Source organism: Spirosoma fluviale (assembly GCF_900230225.1).
GTDB classification, from domain to species: domain Bacteria; phylum Bacteroidota; class Bacteroidia; order Cytophagales; family Spirosomataceae; genus Spirosoma; species Spirosoma fluviale.
Genome location: NZ_OCNH01000008.1, coordinates 241,710 through 264,440, shown reverse-complemented (window position 1 = coordinate 264,440; position 22,731 = coordinate 241,710). Strand labels below are relative to the sequence as shown.

At 49.7% G+C, this 22,731-nt stretch carries 21 protein-coding genes; 13 read left to right on the top strand and 8 right to left on the bottom strand.

Annotation, left to right across the window (positions count from 1 at the left end; translation table 11 throughout):
- Nucleotides 1-90: 90 nt before the first annotated feature.
- From rpsR to CRO74_RS29345, 3 genes are all read right to left on the bottom strand, one after another.
- The gene (rpsR, locus tag CRO74_RS29355) at nt 91-342 is read right to left on the bottom strand and encodes a 30S ribosomal protein S18 (protein WP_018620831.1); all 252 of its coding nucleotides are present in this window, start codon (nt 340-342) and stop codon (nt 91-93) included.
- 2 nt (nt 343-344) lie between these two features.
- Entirely contained in the window at nt 345-719 is a 375-nt protein-coding gene (gene rpsF, locus CRO74_RS29350; protein WP_012925716.1) for a 30S ribosomal protein S6, read from the bottom strand.
- 156 nt (nt 720-875) lie between these two features.
- On the bottom strand, nt 876-1,817 hold the full coding sequence (locus tag CRO74_RS29345; RefSeq protein ID WP_097131534.1) for a DUF8428 domain-containing protein: 942 nt from the start codon (nt 1,815-1,817) through the stop codon (nt 876-878).
- Nucleotides 1,818-1,999: 182 nt separating this feature from the next.
- Between CRO74_RS29345 and CRO74_RS29340 the strand changes: the two genes are divergently transcribed.
- From CRO74_RS29340 to CRO74_RS29290, 11 genes are all read left to right on the top strand, one after another.
- Nucleotides 2,000-2,659, top strand: a complete 660-nt coding sequence (locus CRO74_RS29340; protein WP_097131533.1) for a YggS family pyridoxal phosphate-dependent enzyme — start codon at nt 2,000-2,002, stop codon at nt 2,657-2,659.
- Nucleotides 2,660-2,784: 125 nt separating this feature from the next.
- Nucleotides 2,785-3,162: a DUF423 domain-containing protein gene (locus tag CRO74_RS29335; protein ID WP_097131531.1), complete on the top strand. Its 378-nt coding sequence runs from the start codon at nt 2,785-2,787 to the stop codon at nt 3,160-3,162.
- A 115-nt stretch (nt 3,163-3,277) separates the two neighbouring features.
- Complete coding sequence (locus tag CRO74_RS29330; protein WP_097131529.1) at nt 3,278-4,873, top strand: peptide chain release factor 3; 1,596 nt, start codon at nt 3,278-3,280, stop codon at nt 4,871-4,873.
- 160 nt (nt 4,874-5,033) lie between these two features.
- Nucleotides 5,034-5,366, top strand: a complete 333-nt coding sequence (locus CRO74_RS29325) for a hypothetical protein (protein ID WP_097131527.1) — start codon at nt 5,034-5,036, stop codon at nt 5,364-5,366.
- A gap of 161 nt (nt 5,367-5,527) precedes the next feature.
- Entirely contained in the window at nt 5,528-6,400 is an 873-nt protein-coding gene (locus CRO74_RS29320; protein ID WP_097131525.1) for an ABC transporter ATP-binding protein, read from the top strand.
- Complete coding sequence (locus CRO74_RS29315; protein WP_097131523.1) at nt 6,397-7,197, top strand: hypothetical protein; 801 nt, start codon at nt 6,397-6,399, stop codon at nt 7,195-7,197. The genes CRO74_RS29320 and CRO74_RS29315 overlap by 4 nt, the downstream gene beginning before the upstream one ends.
- Before the next feature lie 2 nt (nt 7,198-7,199).
- Nucleotides 7,200-7,577 carry a GntR family transcriptional regulator gene (locus CRO74_RS29310; protein ID WP_097131521.1) on the top strand — a complete coding sequence of 126 codons (378 nt, stop codon included), beginning with the start codon at nt 7,200-7,202 and terminating at the stop codon, nt 7,575-7,577.
- Nucleotides 7,574-8,263 carry a hypothetical protein gene (locus CRO74_RS29305; protein WP_097131519.1) on the top strand — a complete coding sequence of 230 codons (690 nt, stop codon included), beginning with the start codon at nt 7,574-7,576 and terminating at the stop codon, nt 8,261-8,263. The genes CRO74_RS29310 and CRO74_RS29305 overlap by 4 nt, the downstream gene beginning before the upstream one ends.
- A gap of 634 nt (nt 8,264-8,897) precedes the next feature.
- A complete protein-coding gene (locus tag CRO74_RS29300; protein ID WP_097131517.1) occupies nt 8,898-11,393 on the top strand; it encodes a YbcC family protein in 2,496 nt (831 codons plus the stop codon).
- Between the two features lie 9 nt (nt 11,394-11,402).
- Nucleotides 11,403-13,274 carry a proton-conducting transporter transmembrane domain-containing protein gene (locus tag CRO74_RS29295; RefSeq protein ID WP_097131515.1) on the top strand — a complete coding sequence of 624 codons (1,872 nt, stop codon included), beginning with the start codon at nt 11,403-11,405 and terminating at the stop codon, nt 13,272-13,274.
- 135 nt (nt 13,275-13,409) lie between these two features.
- Entirely contained in the window at nt 13,410-13,754 is a 345-nt protein-coding gene (locus CRO74_RS29290) for a DUF4260 domain-containing protein (RefSeq protein ID WP_097131513.1), read from the top strand.
- Nucleotides 13,755-13,774: 20 nt separating this feature from the next.
- On the opposite strand, the gene CRO74_RS29285 is transcribed toward CRO74_RS29290, so the two are convergent.
- Genes CRO74_RS29285 through CRO74_RS29270 form a run of 4 tightly spaced genes read right to left on the bottom strand, consistent with a single transcriptional unit; the run spans nt 13,775 to nt 17,600 of the window.
- Nucleotides 13,775-15,214, bottom strand: a complete 1,440-nt coding sequence (locus CRO74_RS29285) for an alpha-L-fucosidase (RefSeq protein WP_097131511.1) — start codon at nt 15,212-15,214, stop codon at nt 13,775-13,777.
- Nucleotides 15,215-15,240: 26 nt separating this feature from the next.
- Nucleotides 15,241-16,272 (bottom strand): AraC family transcriptional regulator, encoded by a 1,032-nt coding sequence (locus CRO74_RS29280; RefSeq protein WP_097131509.1) that lies wholly within the window; start codon nt 16,270-16,272, stop codon nt 15,241-15,243.
- On the bottom strand, nt 16,273-16,854 hold the full coding sequence (locus CRO74_RS29275; protein ID WP_097131507.1) for a Uma2 family endonuclease: 582 nt from the start codon (nt 16,852-16,854) through the stop codon (nt 16,273-16,275).
- The gene (locus CRO74_RS29270) at nt 16,851-17,600 is read right to left on the bottom strand and encodes a helical backbone metal receptor (protein WP_097131505.1); all 750 of its coding nucleotides are present in this window, start codon (nt 17,598-17,600) and stop codon (nt 16,851-16,853) included. The genes CRO74_RS29275 and CRO74_RS29270 overlap by 4 nt, the downstream gene beginning before the upstream one ends.
- 120 nt (nt 17,601-17,720) lie before the next feature.
- On the opposite strand from CRO74_RS29270, the gene CRO74_RS29265 reads away from it, so the two are divergent.
- Both CRO74_RS29265 and CRO74_RS29260 read left to right on the top strand, forming a co-directional pair.
- The gene (locus tag CRO74_RS29265; RefSeq protein WP_245878020.1) at nt 17,721-18,557 is read left to right on the top strand and encodes a GLPGLI family protein; all 837 of its coding nucleotides are present in this window, start codon (nt 17,721-17,723) and stop codon (nt 18,555-18,557) included.
- 42 nt (nt 18,558-18,599) lie between these two features.
- Nucleotides 18,600-21,581: an outer membrane beta-barrel family protein gene (locus tag CRO74_RS29260; protein ID WP_097131503.1), complete on the top strand. Its 2,982-nt coding sequence runs from the start codon at nt 18,600-18,602 to the stop codon at nt 21,579-21,581.
- A 60-nt stretch (nt 21,582-21,641) separates the two neighbouring features.
- On the opposite strand, the gene CRO74_RS29255 is transcribed toward CRO74_RS29260, so the two are convergent.
- On the bottom strand, nt 21,642-22,712 hold the full coding sequence (locus CRO74_RS29255) for a M42 family metallopeptidase (RefSeq protein ID WP_097131500.1): 1,071 nt from the start codon (nt 22,710-22,712) through the stop codon (nt 21,642-21,644).
- Between the last annotated feature and the right edge of the window lie 19 nt (nt 22,713-22,731).

Here is a 22,731-nt window from a genome sequence, read left to right as displayed (position 1 = left end):
TGAGAGTCGGTAAGTGAGTAAGCTGTAAGTATACTGTCGGTAAGTCCGTAACGGCCTTACTACGTATGTACTTACTACTTACTACTGTGTTTATTTCAGTGAATCGCCTACGTATGGCAGTATGGCCAGATGGCGAGCGCGTTTGACAGCCTGGGCCACTTTGCGCTGGTTTTTCAGGGTTGTGCCAGTTAACCGACGGGGAAGGATTTTACCTTGCTCGTTCAGTAATTTCAGCAGGAAGTTGCCGTCTTTGTAGTCGATATATTTGATACCGGCTTTCTTGAAACGGTCGTATTTTTTGCGGTTCTCGGTTTTCGAGACAGATTCGTTTTGCAGACTCATGATTACTTGGCCTCCCCGGCGTTTTCGGTTTGTTTTTTCTTACCCACTAAACCATTGCGCTTACGATCGTTGTAGGCAACAGCGTGCTTGTCGAGCGAAACCGTCAGGTGACGGATGATCCGCTCGTCACGAAGATACTCAGTGTTGAGTTTCTCGATGATCGTGCCGGGGGCCTTAAACTCGAAGAGTTGGTAGTAACCCGTGTTCTTATGCTGAATTGGATAGGCTAGCTTACGCAGGCCCATGTGGTCTTCATGAACAAGTTCCGCACCGTTATCGGTCAGCACTTTACGAAACTTGTCAACGGCGTCCTTCATCTGAGCTTCAGATAAAACGGGAGTTAAAATGAACACCGTCTCGTAATTGTTAGGAAACATTTTTTTGTAATTTGTTTGAAATGAGGGCGCAAAGGTAAGAAAAAAATAGACAAATGCAAAGGTGACTAGTAGTAAGTTGTGAGTACCAAGTAGTAAGGGGCTGGCACGACGAGAATCTCATGTGCCAGCCCCTTACTACTTGGTACTCACAACTTATTATTTTATCGTAAACTCGCCATCACCAATTCTAAATCCTTCGCAATAGACCTCAACGGTGTGTTTACCCTCAATAAATCGCTGACCGCCCCGTCCATAGTAAAAGTCGAGCCGTTGCCGGGTGTTATCGAAGGTGAATTTCTGCATAGCCGTGTAAATCATTCCCTGGTTATTGTACATGAACTCTCCCGAGCCGGTGGCGAGATCAGAGACAACCGCGCCATTGGGGTCAATAATCCGGATGTACAATAGTTTCTCGTCCTTTTTAGCCAAACCATTGGGCGATAACTGCATGGAGATATGCACCTTATCCGTTCTCTTCGCTTTGTACTCCCCGCCGTCAGTTTCTTTTCCTTTGGCATTGACACCCGTCACCGTTACGGTTTCGGCCCTGAGGGCAGCCGCTATAGTGACTTTCTCGGCCAACTCCTGATTCTTGATCGTGACCGATACGACCGAGTCGCTCAGGCTTTGCTTCTCCGATTTTAAGCCACTGTTCTCCTGAGCCAACGTTTGATTCTGTTGCGACAGAACGCCATTTTCCTCTTTCAGACGGGCGATTTCCTGGTCTTTTTGGGCTAGTAAGGATTGATAATTGCGAATTTTCTGATCGTACTTCTTGCTATCGAACGAACCTACATTTTTGAGTTCGCGCTTATCGACTTCAAGCTGAGCCTTTATCTTCATCAGTGAATCGACACTACCGCCTAATTGACGAATTTCGGCGATTTTTTCGTCCAATTGAGTCGAAATCGAATCAAGTTTTGTTTTAGCAATGAGAACCTCTTCTGTTTTTGCTGCAATGGTTGCGTCTTTTGTCTTGTTGTCCTGCCGCTCCTGATAGTAGAAATAAAGCAGCAGTACATTAAGGGCAGCCAGAATTAATAAAGCCGCCAATAAGTAACTACGACTATTATTCCGGGGTTGGGGTCTAGGTTCCATTGGGGTCATGTGTTAAACTGAAGAGTTGATGTTAAAATCCTTTCCAAAACTAAACTACATTATGGTTTATTGTTTGGTAATGCCTGTTTTTGGCCACAAACTACGCCTTTAGGCTTAGTTCTCAAACCTATATTTGCACAATATTAATAAACCATTAGTTCAGGACTACTACCTTTCTCATTATGATCGCCGATACAATTCGCCTGATTGAGAGTCAATTACACGACAAGGCTAAGCTGATTGCTGTTACTAAAACGAAGCCTGTCGAGTTACTGCGCGAAGCATATGAGGCTGGTTGCCGCCGGTTTGGTGAAAATAAAGTGCAGGAAATGGCTGATAAACAGCCACAATTACCCGCCGATGTACAATGGCACTTGATTGGGCATTTGCAAACCAATAAAGTCAAATACATTGCCCCGTTTGTAGCGCTCATTCACTCGGTCGATAGTCTGAAACTGTTGCAGGAAATAAATAAACAGGCCGCCAAACACAATCGGGTAATCGACTGTCTGTTGCAAATCTACATTGCCGATGAAGAAACAAAGTTCGGTCTTTCAGCAGAAGAAGCAGAAACTTTACTGAACGCGCCCGAACTGGATAACTTACCGAATGTGCGGATTGTTGGTTTGATGGGCTTAGCTACCAATACGGATGATACCGATAAAGTACGTCTGGAGTTTCGGGGTTTGAAGCAATTGTATGACCGACTCGCCCAGATTCAGCGGCCCATGATTCAGTTTCAGGAACTGTCCATGGGTATGAGTGGTGACTACCGCATTGCCGTGGAGGAGGGGAGTACGCTGGTTCGGGTTGGCAGCGCTATTTTTGGAAGTAGAATCTGAACCGCCGGGCGGCCCCGCAAGATTTTAACAAGATTAAAAGGATTTTCAAGATTTGGACGTAAAAGCATAAAAATCAGTTGTAAGCTCATTAAAATTTTCCGGGGCAGCCCGGCGGTTTAGACACTATGAAATTCTTTATTCAATCCGGGGCCGTTCTGGGCCTGATAGGCGTTGGTCTCGGCGCATTCGGTGCCCATGCGTTGCGTACTATGCTCGACGCATCCGGTCGTACCGCTACCTTCGAAACGGCGGTTAAATACCAGTTTTACCACGCTCTTGCCCTCGTGCTAATCGGGTTACTGATGCATACCTTTGGTACTAACCCCACCATTGTGAAGTTGCTTAACTGGTCGGGCTATTCCATGTTAGGCGGTGTCCTTATTTTTTCGGGCTCCCTGTATGTCCTGTGCTTTACCGGCATAACGTGGCTCGGCGCGATAACCCCCATTGGTGGTCTCGGCATGATTGCCGGCTGGGCACTGCTGTTCTGGGCGTTTTTGTAAAGGGCAGAGGGGCTTGGGTAGAGGGCAACATATCAATTCCCTATCGTTCACCCTCTGCCCCCGCCCCTCTGCCCTTCGCTTTTTTTTGTATCTTTGTATCTTGATTCTGAGAATAATGCAAACGAATATACAGGCTGAAACGGCCCGTCGACGGACGTTCGCCATCATTAGTCACCCTGATGCCGGTAAAACAACGCTCACCGAAAAGCTCCTGCTTTTTGGAGGGGCCATTCAAACGGCCGGGGCTGTTAAGTCCAATAAAATAAAGAAAACCGCTACCTCCGATTTCATGGAAATTGAGAAGCAGCGCGGTATTTCCGTGGCCACGTCGGTAATGACGTTCGAGTACGATAAGTTGAAGATCAATATCCTCGATACACCGGGCCACAAAGATTTCGCGGAAGATACCTACCGAACGCTGACCGCCGTGGACAGTGTTATTCTGGTCATTGACTGTGTGAAAGGGGTTGAGGAACAAACCGAGCGCCTGATGGAAGTGTGCCGGATGCGCGACACACCGGTTATTATCTTTATCAATAAACTTGACCGCGAAGGCCGCAATCCATTCGACCTGCTCGACGAACTGGAAGAGAAGCTGAATATCCGGGTTCGACCGATGACCTGGCCGGTCAATATGGGTTCCGATTTTAAAGGCGTTTATAGCCTGATCGAGAAAAAGTTATATTTCTTCAAAGCCAACAAAACCAAAGTAGAAGCCGACGTTTTACCCATCGACCTGGCCGATGATCTGCTCGATGTAAAGGTAGGGCAGCGCGACGCGGCTCAGCTTCGCGAAGATGTTGAACTGATTGACGGCGTTTACGATAGCTTTGACCGGCAGGCGTATCTGGATGGTAAACTGGCCCCCGTGTTCTTCGGGTCGGCGGTTAACAACTTTGGGGTGAAGGAACTGCTCGAAGGTTTCTGCGACATTTCGCCGGAGCCCATCGCACGCCCAACCGATAAGCGGGAAGTGTTGCCCGGCGAAAAGAATTTCAGCGGCTTTGTCTTCAAGATCCACGCCAACCTCGATCCGCGCCACCGCGATCGCATTGCTTTTTTGCGGATATGCTCGGGCGTATTTGAGCGTAATAAGTTTTATCACCATACCCGTCTGGACAAAAATGTTCGGTTTGCCAGCCCGTTCAGTTTCATGGCAGATAGCAAGAGCGTGGTTGAAGAAGGATTCCCCGGCGACGTGGTCGGTCTGTACGATACGGGTACATTTAAAATTGGTGATACCCTGACGGAAGGCGAGGAACTACAGTTTCAGGGAATCCCGAGCTTTTCGCCAGAGATTTTCAAAGAATTGGTGAATCTGGACCCCATGAAATCGAAGCAGTTGGATAAAGGAATTCAGCAGTTGACCGACGAGGGCGTAGCGCAGTTGTTCACGCTCGAATTGGGTAACCGGAAAATTGTTGGCACCGTCGGTGAACTTCAGTTTGAGGTTATCCAGTACCGACTGGAAAATGAATACGGGGCCAAATGCCGCTGGGTACCGCTCAACTATACCAAAGCCTGCTGGATCACGGCCGATAACCCGGTTAAACTAGCGGAGTTTATTCGCCTGAAAGGCAACCAGATTGCGTACGACAAAGATCAGAACCCTGTTTTCCTCGCCGAATCGGACTGGATGTTGCGTATGAATCAGCAGAATAATCCGGATGTTACCTTCCACCTGACTTCGGAGTTTAAGGTAGCAGCGTAAGCAGTCTATACAGATTAATAAAACCTCATGAGTCCTGATTAGTTATACCTGTCAGGATGTTCGAAAAAGCCGGATTACGGTTCTTTGGGCTAGCCTTAAGAGTCGTGATCCGGCTTTTTGAATGCTTTGGTTCCTATTACTCACGTTAATTTAAAAACCAATGATCAACTCACTTTCAACCGTTGTGCTGGTATTGGCTCTTGCCGGAACAGCCGCTGCTCAACAAAAGCAGCCTCGTCGTACAAATGACAACAAGTCGTCAACAGGCACTATTTCGGCTAATGATGCGGCCCGCTCAAATCCGTCGGCGGCTAACACGCACGACGGTAGCAACGGCGCTTCGACCGGTACCGGCCTGACTAATGATCAATACCAGGCAAACGGAAGTTCGCCAAATCGCGGCACAACGAAAGTGGATGCTGCCAGTAGTGTTAGAACCGGCCCATCGAACGTGAAGGCAAAGAAGAAAACGCCCAAATCGTCGAACCAGTAGACTCGGTACTACAGGAACGGTCGGCACTACAGGAACCTCCTATGATAGGAGGTTTTTTTTATGCCCTAAAAATTAAATGCTGTTAAATACTTGACTTAAATAAATACCGTATCTACTATTGTGGTGTACTATTTAACTAATACACTAAAACGGGTTAGTTTATGATTGAGTTTCGCGAGGTATCGTTTGGCTACAAGCGGGGTAAACCTTTGTACGAGGGATTGAACCTAACGCTTTCGCCTGGTTCTATTTACGGGTTGCTCGGGCCGAATGGGGCCGGAAAGTCGACCTTGTTTCGGCTACTGGCTGGCTTGCTGTACCCAAAATCTGGGTCTATTCGGGTGGGGGAGTACATGCCTGAAAACCGGCAACCGGCTTTTCTGGAGGATCTGTTTCTGGTGCCCGAAGAATTCTACCTCCCCGCCGTGCGAATAAAACAATTTGTCGACAGTAACGCGCCGTTTTATCCCCGCTTCGATCGGGCGCAAATGGCGGCTTACATCCGCGAGTTTGGCCTTACAGACAACCAAAAGCTCAGTGAACTTTCGTATGGCCAGAAGAAGAAAGTATTGATCGGGTTTGGTCTGGCAACCAACACCGCAGTCTTACTCATGGATGAGCCGACCAACGGCCTGGATATTCCGTCGAAGAGCCAGTTTCGGCGGTTGGTGGCCGGAGCTGTGAACGAAAACCGGACGGTCGTGATTTCCACCCATCAGGTGCGCGATCTCGAAGCCCTGATCGACCCCATCGTGATTCTGGCCGAACGTTCGCGTTCACACATGACCGTTGCGCTGAAAGCTACCGTTGAAGAAATTACGGCCCGGCTCTGGTTCGGCCTGGTGTCTGAACTGGATAAAAACAGAGCGATTCTGTATTCAGAACGGGCGGTTGGGGGCTATGCTATTGTGGCCGAAAATCCCATGGGCGAACCGAGTCGGCTGGATCTGGAACGGCTTTTCAACACGGTGCAGGCAGAGCCAGCGCGTATTCAGCAATTATTTGCATCCACCTCAACCCTCGCTTCAATATGAACCAGACATTTTCATTTAGTCGTTTTGGGCGATTAGCCAACAAATATTTTACCGACAACCGGGGGCAGTTGTTGGCCAATATGGCCCTGTTACTAGTTATTCTAGTGGCTGTATCGCTTATCGTTTACAATGGTAATCCGTTGGCTGTGGAGCGTAACCGCAGTATTCCGTTTTTCTTTATTGGCTGGGCTGCCTGGTACGTGTTTATCTGGCAACAGACAGAAGCGTTGAATCATAAAGAGCGGACCATGACGTATCTGATGCAGCCAGCCTCTCAACTGGAGAAATTAGGGCTCCTGTGGCTTGTTTCCGGGGTTGGGTTTGTGGTTGTCTATCTTTTGCTTTTTGTGTTGGTAGATGCCGCCGGTGTTCAATACGTCAATAGCAAAGAGTGGCCCACCGGAACGCCTGCTCTTACTGCATACTATGCATTTGACGGGTTTATCCCGCTACAGTTGGTTGTATTCACTGCGTTGCTTCATCCGTTTGCACTCGCCTTCCTGCTGGTAGTACGACGGTACAGCCTTCCCTTGGTGGCCGTATTGGCATTCCTTCTCATTTTCATCGGAGTGATCGTAAATACGCTAATTCTGGGGAGTTTCATTGACTTGGGGGGAGATAATATGGCCGGTCCCTTTAATCGTCTTGGCGTTCCTTCGCCGATCAATGAAAAGAACTATCGTATGATCGACCTTCCGCAGCCCATAGGCAATCAAATTCGCTACGCAGTAGGCATAATAGCGGTTGTGATTCTATACATCACCGCTTATTTCAGACTTAAAGAACGGGAGGTATAGCGATGGATTTTCGAGACAAACAAGCCATTTATCTACAGATAGCCGAACATGTTAGTGAGCAGATTCTACTGGGACACTGGTCGGCCAATGAGAAAATTCCGTCGGTGAGAGAACTGGCGGCTGATCTGGAAGTAAACCCAAATACCGTCATGCGGACGTACGAATTTCTGAATCAACAGGGAGTGATTGCCAACAAACGGGGCATTGGCTACTTCGCTACGGAGGATGCCACCGACAAAATTCGAACCTTCCGGCGGGAGCAGTTTTTGCAGAACGACCTGCCTTTGTTTTTTAAGAACCTGACCCTGCTGGGTATCGACCTCCGCGAAATCGAAACCCGTTACGAAAACTACATAAACGCCCCAACGAACGCGCAATGAAAACAAGTCATATTCTACTGGCCATATTGACCATCATCACCTTATCGGGCATGGTGGCGACCGACGTGCTGCTCAAGCAGCAATACGATAAACTGGATTGGAGCGATCCATATCAGGATTTCGAACACCGGGCGTTGTCGGTGGCGAAACACCTGGTCATCGAGGCCGCTCCAATCGCCGAAGTTATCGTTGAGCCGAGCAAGGATACGGCTCAGGCCATACTCTGGCCCAATATGGCGAACTCGTACCGTACCCGGAAGCAAGGCGACACCTTATTTGTCACGTTTACGATGAATTACGAAGGAGAGAGCCGTAACCCGCATGATGATAAAGAATATCAGCTACCCGCCGGGCTGGTACTCCGATTACCTGATTTACAAAGCTTACGTATCACCAACGGGCGGTTGACCATACGGCAGTTTACACCTGAAACGCTAGTCGTTTTATTAAAAAACAGTCGGTTGAGAACGGATAAACTGGGCACCACCAGCGGGTCATTTCAGTTGACCGCCAGTCAGAACAGCTTTGCGGTATTAGGCGCGGATCATTACAAATCGTTAGCGGCTATTGTGCAGGACTCAAGTGGTGTGCAACTAAATGATAGTGAGATTGGTAGCTTTACAAAACAAGTTTCCACAAAAGCGGAAATCCAGTTACAGGGAAAAGCGCTGAAGTGGTTAAAATAACATAGTAAGTTTTGGTTACACAGCTGTTGCTGTGTGTGCTAGCTGGATTTTGATATTACGGGTGCTCTTAAATGAAATAGCTTTTCATTTAAGAGCACTTACTTGTTTAATACGATTAGAAGTAAGGCAGGTTTACACTGCCTGTCTGATTACCTGTCCAACGGGCATGGAATGAGCTTAGTTATTTTTAAGATTGATTAAACAGGTATTAAAGCGATTAAAAATAAATTAAAGCGCTTTTACTTATATCAAGATAACGTTGACTGTTTTGTGGAATGTGGGCGGCAGTATTAAAATGCTATGAAAAAGTTTGGCCCAGCCCTATTCTCCCGCTTAACTTATACATCACAATACGAAGAGGTCCCTTAGTTGGAACGATAGACGATATGTGAAAAGCATAAACCTTCCGATTTGGCTTTTCTTTTCTACTCACGTGAGTCCGATAAATACGTTCATTGCTGTATCGCAATTACTAACTCGATTTATCCGGTACGAAAAATTTAATAGGTAACGTATTCTTGGTGCCAACAGGCTATTCGGCTGAATCGCTCTGTTTTGATTTTTTATTACAAGTGAGGTCACGTTAAGTGACTGTTAACTGATTAAAACCCACCGCTGCTTTCGTTCGTTTGCTATGAAAACCCATCATTCTACATTTGATGAAAACCATGTTCTTCATGAGTTGAAGCACTATCTTCCGGCTCAGGCACCGCTGAAAGACTTCGTTCATCATAATACGTTACACTCTTTTCAGGATATACGGTTTGATAAGGCACTCCATAAAGCATCTGAACTTTTCGGTTATAAAACACTGCTGTCGCTGGATGAGTATCGGTCATTCTATACTTCGCAGCGAATTCGGAGAGACGTTCTTCTACGAATTATCATTCAGCACAAGGGTGCTGAGCGCGCACTGGAATGGATAGAGAAGGTACTGGAAAAACCTCTCAAAACGACTTTCCATCCCCGAATTGGTTCCCTGCGATCTAACTGGAAAAAGGATCATCACGTTGATCTGGATTCGCTGGTTCACCCGCTGCTGTTTCGCATTTTATGCAGCTACCTCGATCAGGGCATTTCGATCTGGAACTTCCCGGTTCGGGACAAAGATTTCCTGTCGTCCATGCGGGAAATGGAGGAAACAAGCTTCACCAGCGTGTTCAGAACGAAAGCCGCTAAAGATCTTTTCCTGCATGGCGACTGTAGCATCAACGCCTTACTGGATAAACTCGTTGGCGACGAATCGCTGTATGAGCAATACCTGTTCGACCAGCAGTTTGCGCATTCGGGCTGGTCGGGAATGGTGGCCGTAATTGAAGATTTGCCGCAAACGCTGCTGGATACCCGGAAAATATCGCTCCACAGTTTAATTGTCTTTGAGTTACTTCTCGAAATCGACGCGATAAACTACCAGCTTGGCAAAGACTGGACTCCCATGCGAAGCTGGCTGAAGCACAAGCCGGTTCCGCTCTTTGCCGATGTGCCGGATACGGAGTTGAGCGATGTGATGACCATCTGGCAGGAAGCTTTCGAGTGGAGTTACTACGATCAGGTTTTGGCCGGGCTTGAACTGGAGAAGCGGGATGAATCGGTTATTCCTGATAAAAGTTTTCAGGCCATGTTCTGCATCGACGACCGGGAGTGTTCGTTCCGGCGTTACCTGGAAGATCTGGACCATTCCTGCGAAACATTCGGGACGCCGGGTTTCTTTGGTGTCGATTGTTTTTTCCAACCCGAAGAAGGTAAATACTACACCAAGATCTGTCCGGTTCCGCTTTCCCCAAAGCACTTGATAAAAGAGGTTGACTCGAAGAACAAGCGGCAGCAGGACTTGCACTTCAACAAGCATGCACACTCGTTTCACAGCGGCTGGCTGATTTCGCAGACATTGGGCTTCTGGGCTGCTCTGCGGTTGTTTGCGAACATCTTTAAGCCGACCATGACGCCCGCAGCGGCTTCGTCGTTCAAGCATATGGATCATCTTTCGAAGCTTACGATTGAGAACCAGCACCCCGAAGACATAGAGAACGGCCTGCAAATTGGCTACTCGGTCGATGAAATGGCGGTGCGGGTCGAGGGGCTCCTGAAAAGTATCGGCATGGTGAAGGAGTTTGCTTCAATTGTCTATGTGGTTGGCCACGGGGCCAGCAGCGTAAATAATCCGCACTATGCCGCTTACGACTGTGGTGCCTGTTCCGGCCGAGCGGGTTCGGTGAACGCACGGGCACTGTCGTATATGGCCAATCACCCCAAAGTACGGGCTATTCTGAGCACTAAAGGGCTGACTATTCCAGAAACGACCCAGTTTATGGGCGCGCTGCACGATACCACCCGCGATGAAATTGCTTTCTTCGATGAGGCCTCCCTTACCCCCGGAAATCTTGAGAAGCACAAGCAAAACAAAACAACGTTCGAGAAAGCACTCGATTATAACGCTAAAGAACGGTCGAGACGCTTTGAGTCGATCAACAGCAGCGCCAGTCTGAAGCGGATTCACGATAGAGTTCGCGAGCGTTCGGTGTCATTGTTCGAGCCGCGTCCTGAACTGAACCACGCCACCAACGCCCTCACCATCGTGGGGCGACGGTCGCTCACGAAAGGCTTGTTTCTGGACCGCCGGTCGTTCCTGAACTCGTACGATTATCGGGTAGACCCCGATGGTAAGTACCTGTTCAATATCCTGAAAGCAGCCGCGCCTGTGTGTGGCGGTATTAACCTCGAATATTTCTTTTCGAGGGTCGATAACCAGCAACTGGGTGCCGGTACCAAACTGCCGCATAACGTAATGGGCCTGATTGGCGTGGCCAACGGGATGGACGGTGATCTACGACCGGGACTGCCCAGCCAGATGATTGAGGTGCATGACCCCATACGTATGTTCTTTGTCATCGAACAGTTTCCGGATGTTGTGCTCGACGTTATTAAGCAGTCGAGTGCAACGTACGAATGGTTCATCAATGAGTGGGTACATCTGGTGGTTGTACACCCGGAAACGCAAAAGTTCTTCGTGTTCAAAGAAGGCGCGTTTACGCCCTACGAGCCCATGATTCATCATGTAGACACGATAAAAGACATGGCTCCTTTGCTCGAAACTCATCAGGAAGACCTACCTGTTTACCTTCTTTCTTAAGCTTAACGCATGGAATCATTCCTTCAAGTTTTTATTTTATTGCCTGTTCTCGGTTTTGTCATTCTTTTACTGTTTCCTGAAAAAAAGGAAAAGCTTATCTCCTGGACTTGCTTCGTTATCGTAGGCCTGCATTTTGCCCTGTCGATGGGATTCCTGGCTTACTGGCTTATTACGAGTCGTACCGAGCTTAATTTAAAGGATATTGTGTTGCTCAGTTCGGGCGATTATGAGTTTCTGATTGATTTTTATTTCGATAAAATCACCGCTGTCTACCTGTTTGTGGGTGCCATTCTAACGTTTCTGGTGACGATTTACAGCCGGGCTTATCTCCACCGCGAAACTGGCTACAAGCGTTTTTTTGCAACGATTCTATTCTTTTATACCGGCTACAACATCACTATTTTTGCTGGTAATTTCGAAACGCTGTTCATTGGCTGGGAAATTCTGGGCATCACCTCGTTTCTGCTGATTGCCTTCTATCGGAATAAGTACCTGCCGGTCAAGAATGCCGTGAAAGTGTTTTCGGTGTATCGGATTGGCGATGTGGGTTTACTGCTGGCCATGTGGATGAGCCATCACCTGTGGCACGAAAACATCACGTTCCTGAAGCTTGGCGATTACGCACTGGTACACGAGCACCTGCAAACGCATAGCTTCATTGGGGTGTTTATCTCGCTCATGATTCTATCGTCGGCAGCGGCCAAGTCGGCACAGCTTCCCTTTTCGTCCTGGCTACCCCGTGCCATGGAAGGACCAACACCGTCCAGTGCCATATTTTATGGGTCGCTGGCCGTGCATTTGGGCGTCTTTCTATTACTGAGAACCTATCCGTTTTGGGAGCAGCAGACATCGGTACGCATCCTGATTATCGCGCTGGGCTTAATCACATCCGTCGTGTCTACGGGTATTGCGCGGGTTCAGTCGTCCATCAAAGCGCAGATCGCTTACGCATCCATTGCGCAAATTGGACTTATGTTCATTGAGGTGGCCGTTGGTTTGGAGAGTCTGGCCCTGTTCCACTTTGCCGGAAATGCCTTTTTGAGAACCTACCAGTTGCTGGTGTCACCCTCGGTAGTGAGCTACCTGATTCGGGAGCAGTTTTATACGTTCTATCCTTCGCAGCGGTCGCTGGAAGATTTCCTGCCGAAGAAGCTTGCCAACACGTTTTATATGCTGGGTATCAAGGAGTGGAATTTAGATTCGTTCCTGTATCGGTTTTTGTGGAATCCGTTGAAATGGGTCGGTAACAAGCTTAATTTCCTGACCCTGAACGGGCTGCTGATTGTGTTCGTGCCGTTTTATCTTGTTGGTTTATATAGTCTGTACAACCGCGAAGCGGTGCCACAGGCGGTGCTGAACTGCCTGCCCGTTGCGTTCTCGTTTACGGCGGTCATTATGGTGCTCAAGTCATTCACGGAGCGGAAGCGGGCGCGGGTGGCCTGGCTGCTTACTATTATGAACCACTTTTTTGTGGTGCTGGCAATCTCGTTCAACGAGAAGTTCAATTACTCATCGCAGGGGTTGCTGTACCTGAGTGGCGTTTTTGTGGCGGGGGTTGTTGGGTTTGTCTGCCTGAGCCGGTTGAAATCGACCGAGAAGAGTCTCAACCTTCAGCAGTTTCATGGCTATTCACACAAATACCCCCGGTTGGCGTTCCTGTTTCTGCTGGCTTGTCTGGGCGTTTCGGGCTTTCCCATTACGCCGACCTTCATTGGCGAAGATTTGATGTTCACCCACATTCATGAAAATCAGGCCGTGCTGGCGTTCTTTACTTCGTTGAGCTTCATCATCGACGGACTGGCCATCATCCGGATCTACGCCCGAATATTCCTCGGCCCCCACGAAAAGTCGATGTACGAAATGGCTTATCGGTCGTATTGAATTCTGTACCGGTGCCATGCGGTCCGGTACAGAATTCAACTTTTTCGTAATTCGTCAGTCGATTTGCGTAGTTGGTCAGCGACGCAGCCGGGCCTTTGCGGGACCTTTGTCATGTACTAAACGTCGAACAAGTCCATGAAAACGCTCCTCAAATCCGAAGAATTAGTCCAGTTCCTGGCCGCTATTTATCTGTTCTCCCGACTGAATTTCGCCTGGTGGTGGTTCCCCGCGTTGCTTTTGCTACCGGACATGAGCATGATCGGTTATTTGATCAATCCAGCCGTTGGTGCGGTGTTGTACAACGTTGCCCATCACAAAGGGCTTGGTATTGTCATCGGTCTGGTTGGTCTAGCCCTGGATAATCAATACCTGATGCTGGCCGGTGTTATCCTCTTTGCCCACTCCAGTATGGACCGGGTGGCGGGCTACGGACTAAAATATACCGACAGCTTCAAGCACACCAGCCTTGGCACACTGTAGGCCAGCATCAGGCACCTTACTCAACCAATTTTTAACACCCAAACAGGTTGACCAGCCAGTTGCTGGCGCACCTTTTCGGGAATGATAACGCTAAAACCATCTTTCGTTTTAGTCAGCTTCAGCGCCTGCGATGTGCCCAGTACAGTCACTTTGGCGTTGGGCGCAACGGTAAGCGCTGGCAACGAAATACTGGCCGGAAGCTGTTGTTCCGATTCTTTGGGCAAATAGGAGGCATAGACAGCCTTGCTGTTCGAGGTGAACGCCCACTGCCCCTGTCGATAGGGTGCCATCGGTTTGGTGCCGTAAATTGATTCACCGTTTACGGTTATCCATTTGCCGATTTCCTGCAATCGCTGATAGGCTTCCTCGTGCCATTCGCCATCGGGGCCGGGCGCAATGTTGAGCAGGAGATTGCCGTTTTTGGCAACGATATCCACTAGTGTCTGAACTAGTTTGCGGGCGGGTTTGAAATTTTCTTTGGGGATGTACGACCAGCTATCGCCCATGGTCATGCAGCTTTCCCAGGGAATGGGCATGTAATGGTCGGGAATTGACTGTTCGGGCGTGACGTAATTCTCGAATTCGCCCGACACCGTACGGTCGACAACCAAAAGACCCGGCTGATGCTGACGCGCCATACCAGCAATACGCGCCATGTTGATGTCCTGGCTATATGGAATGGTTCGCTGCCAGCTAATAGTAGAGTCGATCGTGTTGGCCGGACGAACCCAGCCGCCGTCGAGCCACAGAATATCGACATTGCCATAGCCGGTCATTAGTTCTTCGATCTGGTTGTACGTGAAATCGCAGAACTTCTTCCAGTGGTCGGGGTATTTTTTCGGGTCGTAACTTACGTTGCGGTCTTTAGGCGGGAAGTACGTCCACCAGTAATCTTCCGTATGCCAATCGGGTTTGGAGAAATACGTGCCGACCATGAAATTCTGCTGGCGGAAAGCGCCGAGAATCTCTTTCGTGACGTTGCTGCGCGGATTTGTCGAGAACGGGGTTTTGGTATCAGTGATCTTGTAATCCGTCAGCTTCGTGTCGAACATGCAAAAACCATCGTGGTGTTTGGTGGTGAAAACCACGTATTTCATGCCCGCATCTTTTGCCGCGTTAGCCCAGCGTTCCGGATTGAACTTCGTTGGATTGAAGCTCGTTTGCAGGTTTTCGTAGGCCTTTTTGTACTCGAACCAATTGGCTGCATGCGGGCCTCTGCGTTCGCACCAGCCCTCATCTTCGGGGCAGAGCGACCAGGATTCCACCACGCCCCACTCGCTGTAAGTGCCCCAGTGCATGAGCAAACCAAACTTAATATCCTGCCAGTTTGCCAGTTTTTTCTTCACCAGTTCATCTTTTGGCCAGACGTATTTATCGTGGTTCTGCTCGGAGTGCTGCTGCGCCAGAGCTGATATAGAAACCAGCAAGCAGAAGAGAATGGGGGTAAATCGTTTTTTCATCTACAGGTTAGTTAAATGGTAATACACTACGCGTAGGCCAGTCGGTACGCACCCGGTGTTTGGCCCGTCCATTTTTTAAAGGAACGGAAAAAGACGCTTGGTTCGGCAAAACCCAGCAAATACGCAATGTCTGTTGTGCTCATATTCGGTTCGCGCAGGTGCCCGATGGCCAGTTCTTTGCGGGTTTCATCGAGAAGCTGCTGATACGACGTACCCGATTCTTTGAGGTGAAGTTGCAGGGTTCGTACGCCCATCGCCAGCCGGTCCGCAATGGTTGCCAGCGCGGGTTCTTCGCCTTTCATCATCGAAACGATTTCACCTTTCACACGGCTTTTGAGCGAGGGTGTCTGAAGCTGGCTCAGAATATCATTGGCGTGTTTCTCGAACAAGGGGAACAGGCTTGGGTTGGCATTAAGTACGGGCGTATCCAACAGGGCCGCATCGAAGATCAGGGCCGTTTCAGCAGCATCGAAGACAAGTCGTGTAGGGCCAAACACGCGTTCATGTTCGCGGGTGTCAGCCGGGTGTGGGTAAGCGAAACGTGTTTCGAGTGCAGTAAGTCGCTGACCCGTTAAGGCTCGAATGGCCGATAGGTAGACCGAGAGTTCGGAGTTAAAAGTAGGCTCCAGGTAGATGATATCGGGGCTGGTTATGTGGAGCGACAGCCTATACGTCGCGCCCGATTCATCGTCGGCCGGAATGAGTTGCCCCGTTGTTCGGATGCCTTCGCAGGCAATATCCTGGTAGTGGCAAAGTTTCTCGAAAACCCGCCCGAGCGTGGGGCAGTGCATCATCACGTAGGCCAGCACGCCAATAGTCAGCGGATTTATCATCTCGCCCAGTTTTAGCGAAAGGGCCGGTTCGCCGGTGGCGATAACGGCTTCGTGCCAGAGGGCCTGCACCTGCCGGATCAGTACTCGCCCGTCCGGATTCTGGAGCTGGTCAGGGTCGATACCTACCGCACGGGCCAGCGCATCGCCATCGGCTCCCTGCTGCCGGGCGGCAAACAAAATGAGGTTGATCGAGCCAACGGAGATGGTTTCTGAGGTAGGAAGCATCTATCGGAAAATGCGGTCGTGAGAAACAATCAGGTCCGGGAAGATACGGCTGGGAATTTCGCCCGACTCATACACGTCGACTAAGGCATATTTTCCGTTTTCCAGTACATAAACGTTTACCGCCTTTTCTTCAGGTTGAACAATCCAGTATTCGCGTACACCTGATTCTTCATACAAACTAAATTTTTCGCTAAAGTCATTTTTCGCCGTTCGCGGGGATGTAATTTCAATAATCCAGTCGGGTGCGCCCAGGCAACCTGCGTCATCTAATTTGCTGAGGTCACAGACTACACAAAGATCGGGTTGGACCACCGTGTGCAACTGATCTGGTTTTCGCTCATTTCGAACCGGCAACCGTACATCAAATGGTGCTGTATAGATCTGGCAGCCTTGATCACCGAAAAAATTACTTATATCGACCAGCAAATGACTGATGGCCAATTGATGTGCACGTCTGGGCGCGGGCGACATCCGGTATAATTTTCCTTTAATGAGTTCAACGCTTTCGTCAAACTGCCATTTCAGGTAATCGGCGTAGGTGTAGGTGCCGTTAGGGTCGAGTTGGGAGATGTCGGTAATCATGAGTTGGTCCGGGCGATTTCGTTACGCAAGTTCTTAAAATAGTCGGACGCCCGCAATAAGCGGCTCCCGTACCACGAAAACACTTCCCCATCCACCAAAAGTACCCGTGCCGATGGGCAAATAGTCTGCAACTCAGCTATATATTTCTCCGTAAATGGGTATGGCTCTGAGGATAAAAAAATCAGGTCGGGTTGTGCTTTTTGCAGATCGTCGTGCGTGACTACGGGGTAGCGGCTTTGGTCGGCGAAAGCATTGCGGAGACCGGCTACCGTCAGCATGGCGTCGATAAATGTACTGCTGGCAGCTGCCATGTACGGCTTCCGCCAGATTAAATACGCAACGGACAAGCCCAGGGGCGGGAGAGGGGGCAGCAAACGAGACTCGATTTGCTGAGCCATTGTTTCGGCTTCCTGATGTTTGCTCAGTAGTGTTCCTACCTCCCGAATCATACTGATGGCGTCGGACACCGTTGCCATATCCGTGATGTGTACAGGATACTTTTGCTGAAGCGCTTCGATCTGCTCGCGGGTGTTTTCCTCTTTGTTGGCAAGAATGAAGTTCGGCCCCAGTGCCTGAATTTTGTCGAGATCCAGCGTTTTGGTGCCACCGACTATGGCCTTCGTTTTTATACGGTCAGCCGGGTGGATACAAAATTTTGTGACGCCAATTAGTTCATTCTCCAGGCCAAGGTCGAAGAGCAATTCCGTTTGGGAGGGGACGACAGAAACGATGCGTTTGGGGGTCATAAATCAGACGTTCAGCAAGCGAAAATGGTAACTCAGCGGCTGTTTAACAGCTTTTACAAAACTTTTGAAAAGGATTTAGAAAATTTGTGCAACGTTTACCCTATGAATCCTTCATTCACCATGAGACAATCAGTTTTAACCTTTCTTGCCGCCGGGTTATGCGTTACGACGCTGTACGGCCAGACGCCTGTTTCGGGTAAAATCACCTACGAAGGTATGCGTCAGTTTGACCGCTCACAAATGCGGATGGTTATTAACGGACAGGAAGTGCGGCCCGGAAGTCCGGGAGCTCCTGATGCGCCCGAAGGCATGCCCGATGTCATTTCGTTTACCCAAAAGCTGGTCTTTTCGGGAACAATGGCCAAAGAAGAACGCGACCGGCCGCAGAATATGATGATGCGCCGGACAATGGGCGACGGGCCATCGGATGGCTCGGGCGGCAACCGTGAAGGGAGACCCCGAACAATGCGGATGACTCCCCCGTTTGAGCAGCAGACTTATCTGGATTTAGCCAATCGCCAGCGTATTGATGTGCTGATGGTAAAGAAGGACTCTGTGGTGACGGAGACCTACCGCTCCGAAAAACCTATGCCAGCCGCCACCGACTGGACAACGACCGAAAAAACGAAAAAGATTGCGGGCTACACCTGCCACAAAGCGACAGCGACCCGCCGGAAAGAAACGTATACGATCTGGTACACAACGGATTTGCCGTTCACCTACTCGCCCGTTGCCGACCTCACCCCCCCGAAAGGTGTAGTGCTGCAAATTGAGTCGGACACCGAATCGTATAAAGCAACCGGAATTGCAATGGAAGCCATCGCCGAAGCCAGCGTACAGCCGCCCAAAGGAGCAAAAACCGTTTCGAGTGAAGAAATAGAAGAGATCCGCCGGAAAGGCATGGCCGACTTTCGCCAGAAGATGATGCAAAACATGCCCATGCAGGGCCGGGATTAAGTTTGTAAGGAATAACGTATACCGAAAAATGTATAGTGAAAAATGATAAAATTATTGACTGTGAGGCAATTGACTCGATTTTTGCTAATCGTTATTCATTGTACATTATTCATTGGTATTAAATCCTTCGCCCAATCGTCGGGTACGATCAGCGGGCAGGTGGTAGATTCGCTGACCCGAAAGCCACTCCTCGAAGCATCGGTATCGCTTTTGTCGGGTAAGGATTCCTCGCTGGTAAACTTCGGTATTACCGATGGGGAGGGCCGGTTCTCGTTCCCGAAAATAGCCGAAGGGCAGTACCGCGTACTGGTTACGTATGTGGGTTACCGGAGCCGCGCCCGTCGTGTTTCGGTAACCAAAACCGACCCCTCGCCCAATCTTGGTGCTGTTGATCTGGTCGCTCAATCGCAGACGTTAACCGAAGTGTCTGTGCAGGGCGAACGGGCACCCATTGCCGTGAAAGGCGACACGTTGGAATTTAATGCCGGTTCCTTTAAAACGCGCCCCAACGCGCAGGTAGAGGAATTGCTGAAAAAACTGCCGGGCGTAGAAGTCGACCGGGATGGCACCGTCAAAGCCCAGGGACAGACCGTCACGAAAGTGCTGGTCGATGGAAAACCATTTTTCGGCAATGACCCTAAAATGGCCACCCGAAACCTCCCCGCCGACATCATCGATAAAGTACAGCTCTTCGACCAGTCTTCGGAGCAGTCGGCGTTTTCGGGTGTGGACGACGGCGATCGGGAAAAAACCATCAATATCACGACCAAGAAAGATAAGCGGAAAGGTTCGTTTGGTCAGCAGACGATTGGAGTTGGACCTAAACCTGGTGATGATGCCCGGTATTCGGGCCGGGTGAGTTTGAACCGGTTTAACAACGGTCGCCAGATTTCGGTGCTCGGAATGGCCAATAACGTCAACCAGCAGGGCTTCACGGCCCAGGATCTTGGTTTGGGCGGCAACTTTGGAGGGGCAGGGCAGGGCCAGGGTGGTGGCGGAGGTGGTAACGTGGTACGTGGTGGTCAGGGTGGCGGTAACTTTGGCGGCCAGAATCAGGTCGGCAGCAACGCCATTACCCAGTCCTGGGCTGCCGGTATCAACTACCGCGACGGCTGGGGTAAGAAAATAGATGTCGTAAGCAGTTACAATGCCAGCAGTACGAACACACTCACCCAGCAAAGCAGCCGCCGGGAAAATGTGCTGCCCAGCGGAACAACCGCCAGGTCGGACTCGTCTTTCGTGCGGAATCAAACGAACGGTTCCGACAATACCAATACCAACCACCGGGTCAACTTACGGCTCGATTACCGGATTGACTCCCTGACCACCATTCGCGTCATTCCGAGCTTGTCGTGGTTGAATTCATCCTATAGCAACCAGAGTGATGCCAGAACGGTGAATGCGCAGGGGATACTGGCCAACTCAAGTACGACGAATTATAACTCTATGGGCGATGGCTTTACGGGGAATAACTCGTTGCTCCTGTTCCGGAAGTTTCGGAAACGCGGCCGGACTTTTTCGGTTAACTGGAATATTGCCATGAACGATCAGGACAATCAGGGCACCAACCTCTCGGTCAATCAGTTTGCCCGCTCCAACGCGCCGATCTCCACGACAGGCACATCCGGAACCACCACTACAGGACAGGCGGATACAACAGGTTTGTTCAGACAGGTGATCAACCAGCGCAATAACCAGCAAACGAACTCTATGACCAACAGCGTGAACGTCAGTTATACCGAACCGCTGTCCATGCGTCAAACGCTGGAGTTTCATTATCTGCTTTCCAATAATCACAACACATCGAACCGGGCGGTCAATGATTTCAACGAGGCCACCAACCAGTACGATCTACCCAATACGGTGCTGAGCAATCGCTTCGTAAACGACTACGTGACCAATCGTGCCGGTCTGACGTGGCAAACCAAACGATTGAAATACACCTATGCTTTCGGGCTGGATGGGCAGCAGGCGAGTTTAAGTTCCAACAACCTGAGCCGCGAAACCAACCTGAACCGCACGTTCACGAATCTGCTCCCGAACGCCCTGCTAACGTATAATTTCGGGAAGCAGCGTACCCTGCGTCTTAACTACCGTACCCGCATCAACGCACCGTCGGTCAATCAGTTGCAGCCAGTGCCGAATAACACCAATCCGCTAAACATTCAACTTGGTAACCCCGATCTACAACCTGAATACAGTCATAACATCTCGCTGAACTTCAATCGGTTCGAGCCATCGACATTCCGGAACTTGTTCGCGTCGGTAAACGCCAGCCGAACGGACAATAAAATCGTGAACTCAACGGTATTTACCCAATCGGGCGCACAAACCACAACCCCGGTCAATACAAACGGCTATTATACGGTTAATGGGTTCCTGGTGTTGGGACAGCCCGTGAAAATTGGTACCCAGAAAACGAATCTGAACCTGCGCACCAACCTGACCTACAACAGCGGTACCAGCTTTATTAATCGGCAGGAAAATCAGGCTAAAAACTGGCTGGTGGGACAAACAATTGGCTTAAGCTCGAATTTTACGGAGAAGCTGGACCTGAATCTATCGGGGAATATAAATCTTCAGTCGGCTAAATATTCGCTACAGCCACAGCAGAACACGACTTTCCTGAATCAGACGGTTACACTCGATGTATTTTATCAACTGCCGTTGCGGTTCACCTTCTCGACAGATGTGTATTACAACCACTACGGGGGCAACTCGGCCAGTTTTAACCAGTCGTACACGCTTTGGAATGCAACGCTGGCGAAGCAGTTGTTCAAGCAGAATCAGGGAGAATTGCGGTTGCAGGTGTTCGATTTACTGAACCAGAATCAGAGTATCGTCCGAAACGTGACCGATACTTACACGGAAGAAGTTCGGAGCCGCGTGCTGAACCGCTACTTCATGGTAAGTTTTGTGTATAATCTGCGAAGTTTCAGTGCGGGTGTAACCCCACCACGAGACCCATTTAGTCAGCCTAACCGGGGTGGTGGGCAGGGACGCGGAATGCGTCGGAATGGATAAGCGCTAATGAAATCAATTGAACAAGGCCGATCGTTAACCCTAACGACCGGCCTTGTTTTTTTACTTTATATACCGGAAATCTTCGCCACCTTTCAGGGCAAGGAGCGTTTCGTACATCAGCTTAATTACGTTTTGAACATCGTCCATGTGTACCGTTTCCACGGTGGTGTGCATGTACTTCAGCGGCAACGAAATCAGGGCTGATGCGATGCCTTCTGTTGCGTAGGCAAAAGCGTCGGTATCCGTACCGGTTGAGCGGCTGACGGCCTGACGCTGGAATTCAATTCCCTGTTGTTCGGCCACGCCGATCATGAAATCGAGTACGTTATTCTGCACAGCCGGGCCGTAGCATAATACAGGTCCACTGCCACATTTCAGATCACCCTGCTCTTTCTTGTCGTATTTGGGCGACTGCGTGTCGTGCGTTACATCGGTACAAATGGCCAGATCGGGCTTGAGTCGCCGGGCAATCATTTCTGCCCCCCGCAGACCAATTTCTTCCTGAACGGCATTAACGATGTAGAGTGTAAACGGCAGCGTGACGTTATTTTCCTTTAATAATCGCGCCACTTCGGCGATCATGAACCCACCCATTCGGTTGTCCAATGCCCGACCAACGTAATAGCGGCCGTTCAACTCCATCAATCCATCGGTAAACGTGCAGACGGTACCAACGTGAATACCCATGTCCAGCACTTCCTGCTTGGTAGCCGCCCCCACGTCGATAAACAGGTCCGTCACTTTAGGGGCTGTATCTTTCGCCAGATCGCGAACGTGAATAGCGGGCCAGCCAAAAACGCCTTCCACTACACCCTTTTTCGTGTGTAAGTTTACCCGCATCGATGGCGCTATGAGAGCGTCGGAGCCGCCATTCCGGCGAACAAACAGGTAGCCGTCGTCAGAAATGTAATTGACAAACCAGGAAATCTCGTCGGAGTGGGCTTCAATAACGACTTTATAGTCTTTACCGGGTCCTATGACCCCAACGGCGGTGCCGTAGGTATCGACAATGTACTCATCGGTATAGGGTTTGAGGTAATCCAGCCAAATCTGCTGCCCCGACGATTCGAAGCCGGTGGGAGAGGCATTGTTTAAGTACTTGTAGAGGAAACTTTTACTTTGTTCGTTCATTACGGGATTCAATTAGGAT

Bases quoted from the DNA above. Each gene is read 5' to 3' on its own strand.
- rpsR (WP_018620831.1), bottom strand. From the start codon at position 342: ATGAGTCTGCAAAACGAATCTGTCTCGAAAACCGAGAACCGCAAAAAA.
- rpsF (WP_012925716.1), bottom strand. From the start codon at position 719: ATGTTTCCTAACAATTACGAGACGGTGTTCATTTTAACTCCCGTTTTA.
- CRO74_RS29345 (WP_097131534.1), bottom strand. From the start codon at position 1,817: ATGGAACCTAGACCCCAACCCCGGAATAATAGTCGTAGTTACTTATTG.
- CRO74_RS29340 (WP_097131533.1), top strand. From the start codon at position 2,000: ATGATCGCCGATACAATTCGCCTGATTGAGAGTCAATTACACGACAAG.
- CRO74_RS29335 (WP_097131531.1), top strand. From the start codon at position 2,785: ATGAAATTCTTTATTCAATCCGGGGCCGTTCTGGGCCTGATAGGCGTT.
- CRO74_RS29330 (WP_097131529.1), top strand. From the start codon at position 3,278: ATGCAAACGAATATACAGGCTGAAACGGCCCGTCGACGGACGTTCGCC.
- CRO74_RS29325 (WP_097131527.1), top strand. From the start codon at position 5,034: ATGATCAACTCACTTTCAACCGTTGTGCTGGTATTGGCTCTTGCCGGA.
- CRO74_RS29320 (WP_097131525.1), top strand. From the start codon at position 5,528: ATGATTGAGTTTCGCGAGGTATCGTTTGGCTACAAGCGGGGTAAACCT.
- CRO74_RS29315 (WP_097131523.1), top strand. From the start codon at position 6,397: ATGAACCAGACATTTTCATTTAGTCGTTTTGGGCGATTAGCCAACAAA.
- CRO74_RS29310 (WP_097131521.1), top strand. From the start codon at position 7,200: ATGGATTTTCGAGACAAACAAGCCATTTATCTACAGATAGCCGAACAT.
- CRO74_RS29305 (WP_097131519.1), top strand. From the start codon at position 7,574: ATGAAAACAAGTCATATTCTACTGGCCATATTGACCATCATCACCTTA.
- CRO74_RS29300 (WP_097131517.1), top strand. From the start codon at position 8,898: ATGAAAACCCATCATTCTACATTTGATGAAAACCATGTTCTTCATGAG.
- CRO74_RS29295 (WP_097131515.1), top strand. From the start codon at position 11,403: ATGGAATCATTCCTTCAAGTTTTTATTTTATTGCCTGTTCTCGGTTTT.
- CRO74_RS29290 (WP_097131513.1), top strand. From the start codon at position 13,410: ATGAAAACGCTCCTCAAATCCGAAGAATTAGTCCAGTTCCTGGCCGCT.
- CRO74_RS29285 (WP_097131511.1), bottom strand. From the start codon at position 15,214: ATGAAAAAACGATTTACCCCCATTCTCTTCTGCTTGCTGGTTTCTATA.
- CRO74_RS29280 (WP_097131509.1), bottom strand. From the start codon at position 16,272: ATGCTTCCTACCTCAGAAACCATCTCCGTTGGCTCGATCAACCTCATT.
- CRO74_RS29275 (WP_097131507.1), bottom strand. From the start codon at position 16,854: ATGATTACCGACATCTCCCAACTCGACCCTAACGGCACCTACACCTAC.
- CRO74_RS29270 (WP_097131505.1), bottom strand. From the start codon at position 17,600: ATGACCCCCAAACGCATCGTTTCTGTCGTCCCCTCCCAAACGGAATTG.
- CRO74_RS29265 (WP_245878020.1), top strand. From the start codon at position 17,721: ATGAGACAATCAGTTTTAACCTTTCTTGCCGCCGGGTTATGCGTTACG.
- CRO74_RS29260 (WP_097131503.1), top strand. From the start codon at position 18,600: ATGATAAAATTATTGACTGTGAGGCAATTGACTCGATTTTTGCTAATC.
- CRO74_RS29255 (WP_097131500.1), bottom strand. From the start codon at position 22,712: ATGAACGAACAAAGTAAAAGTTTCCTCTACAAGTACTTAAACAATGCC.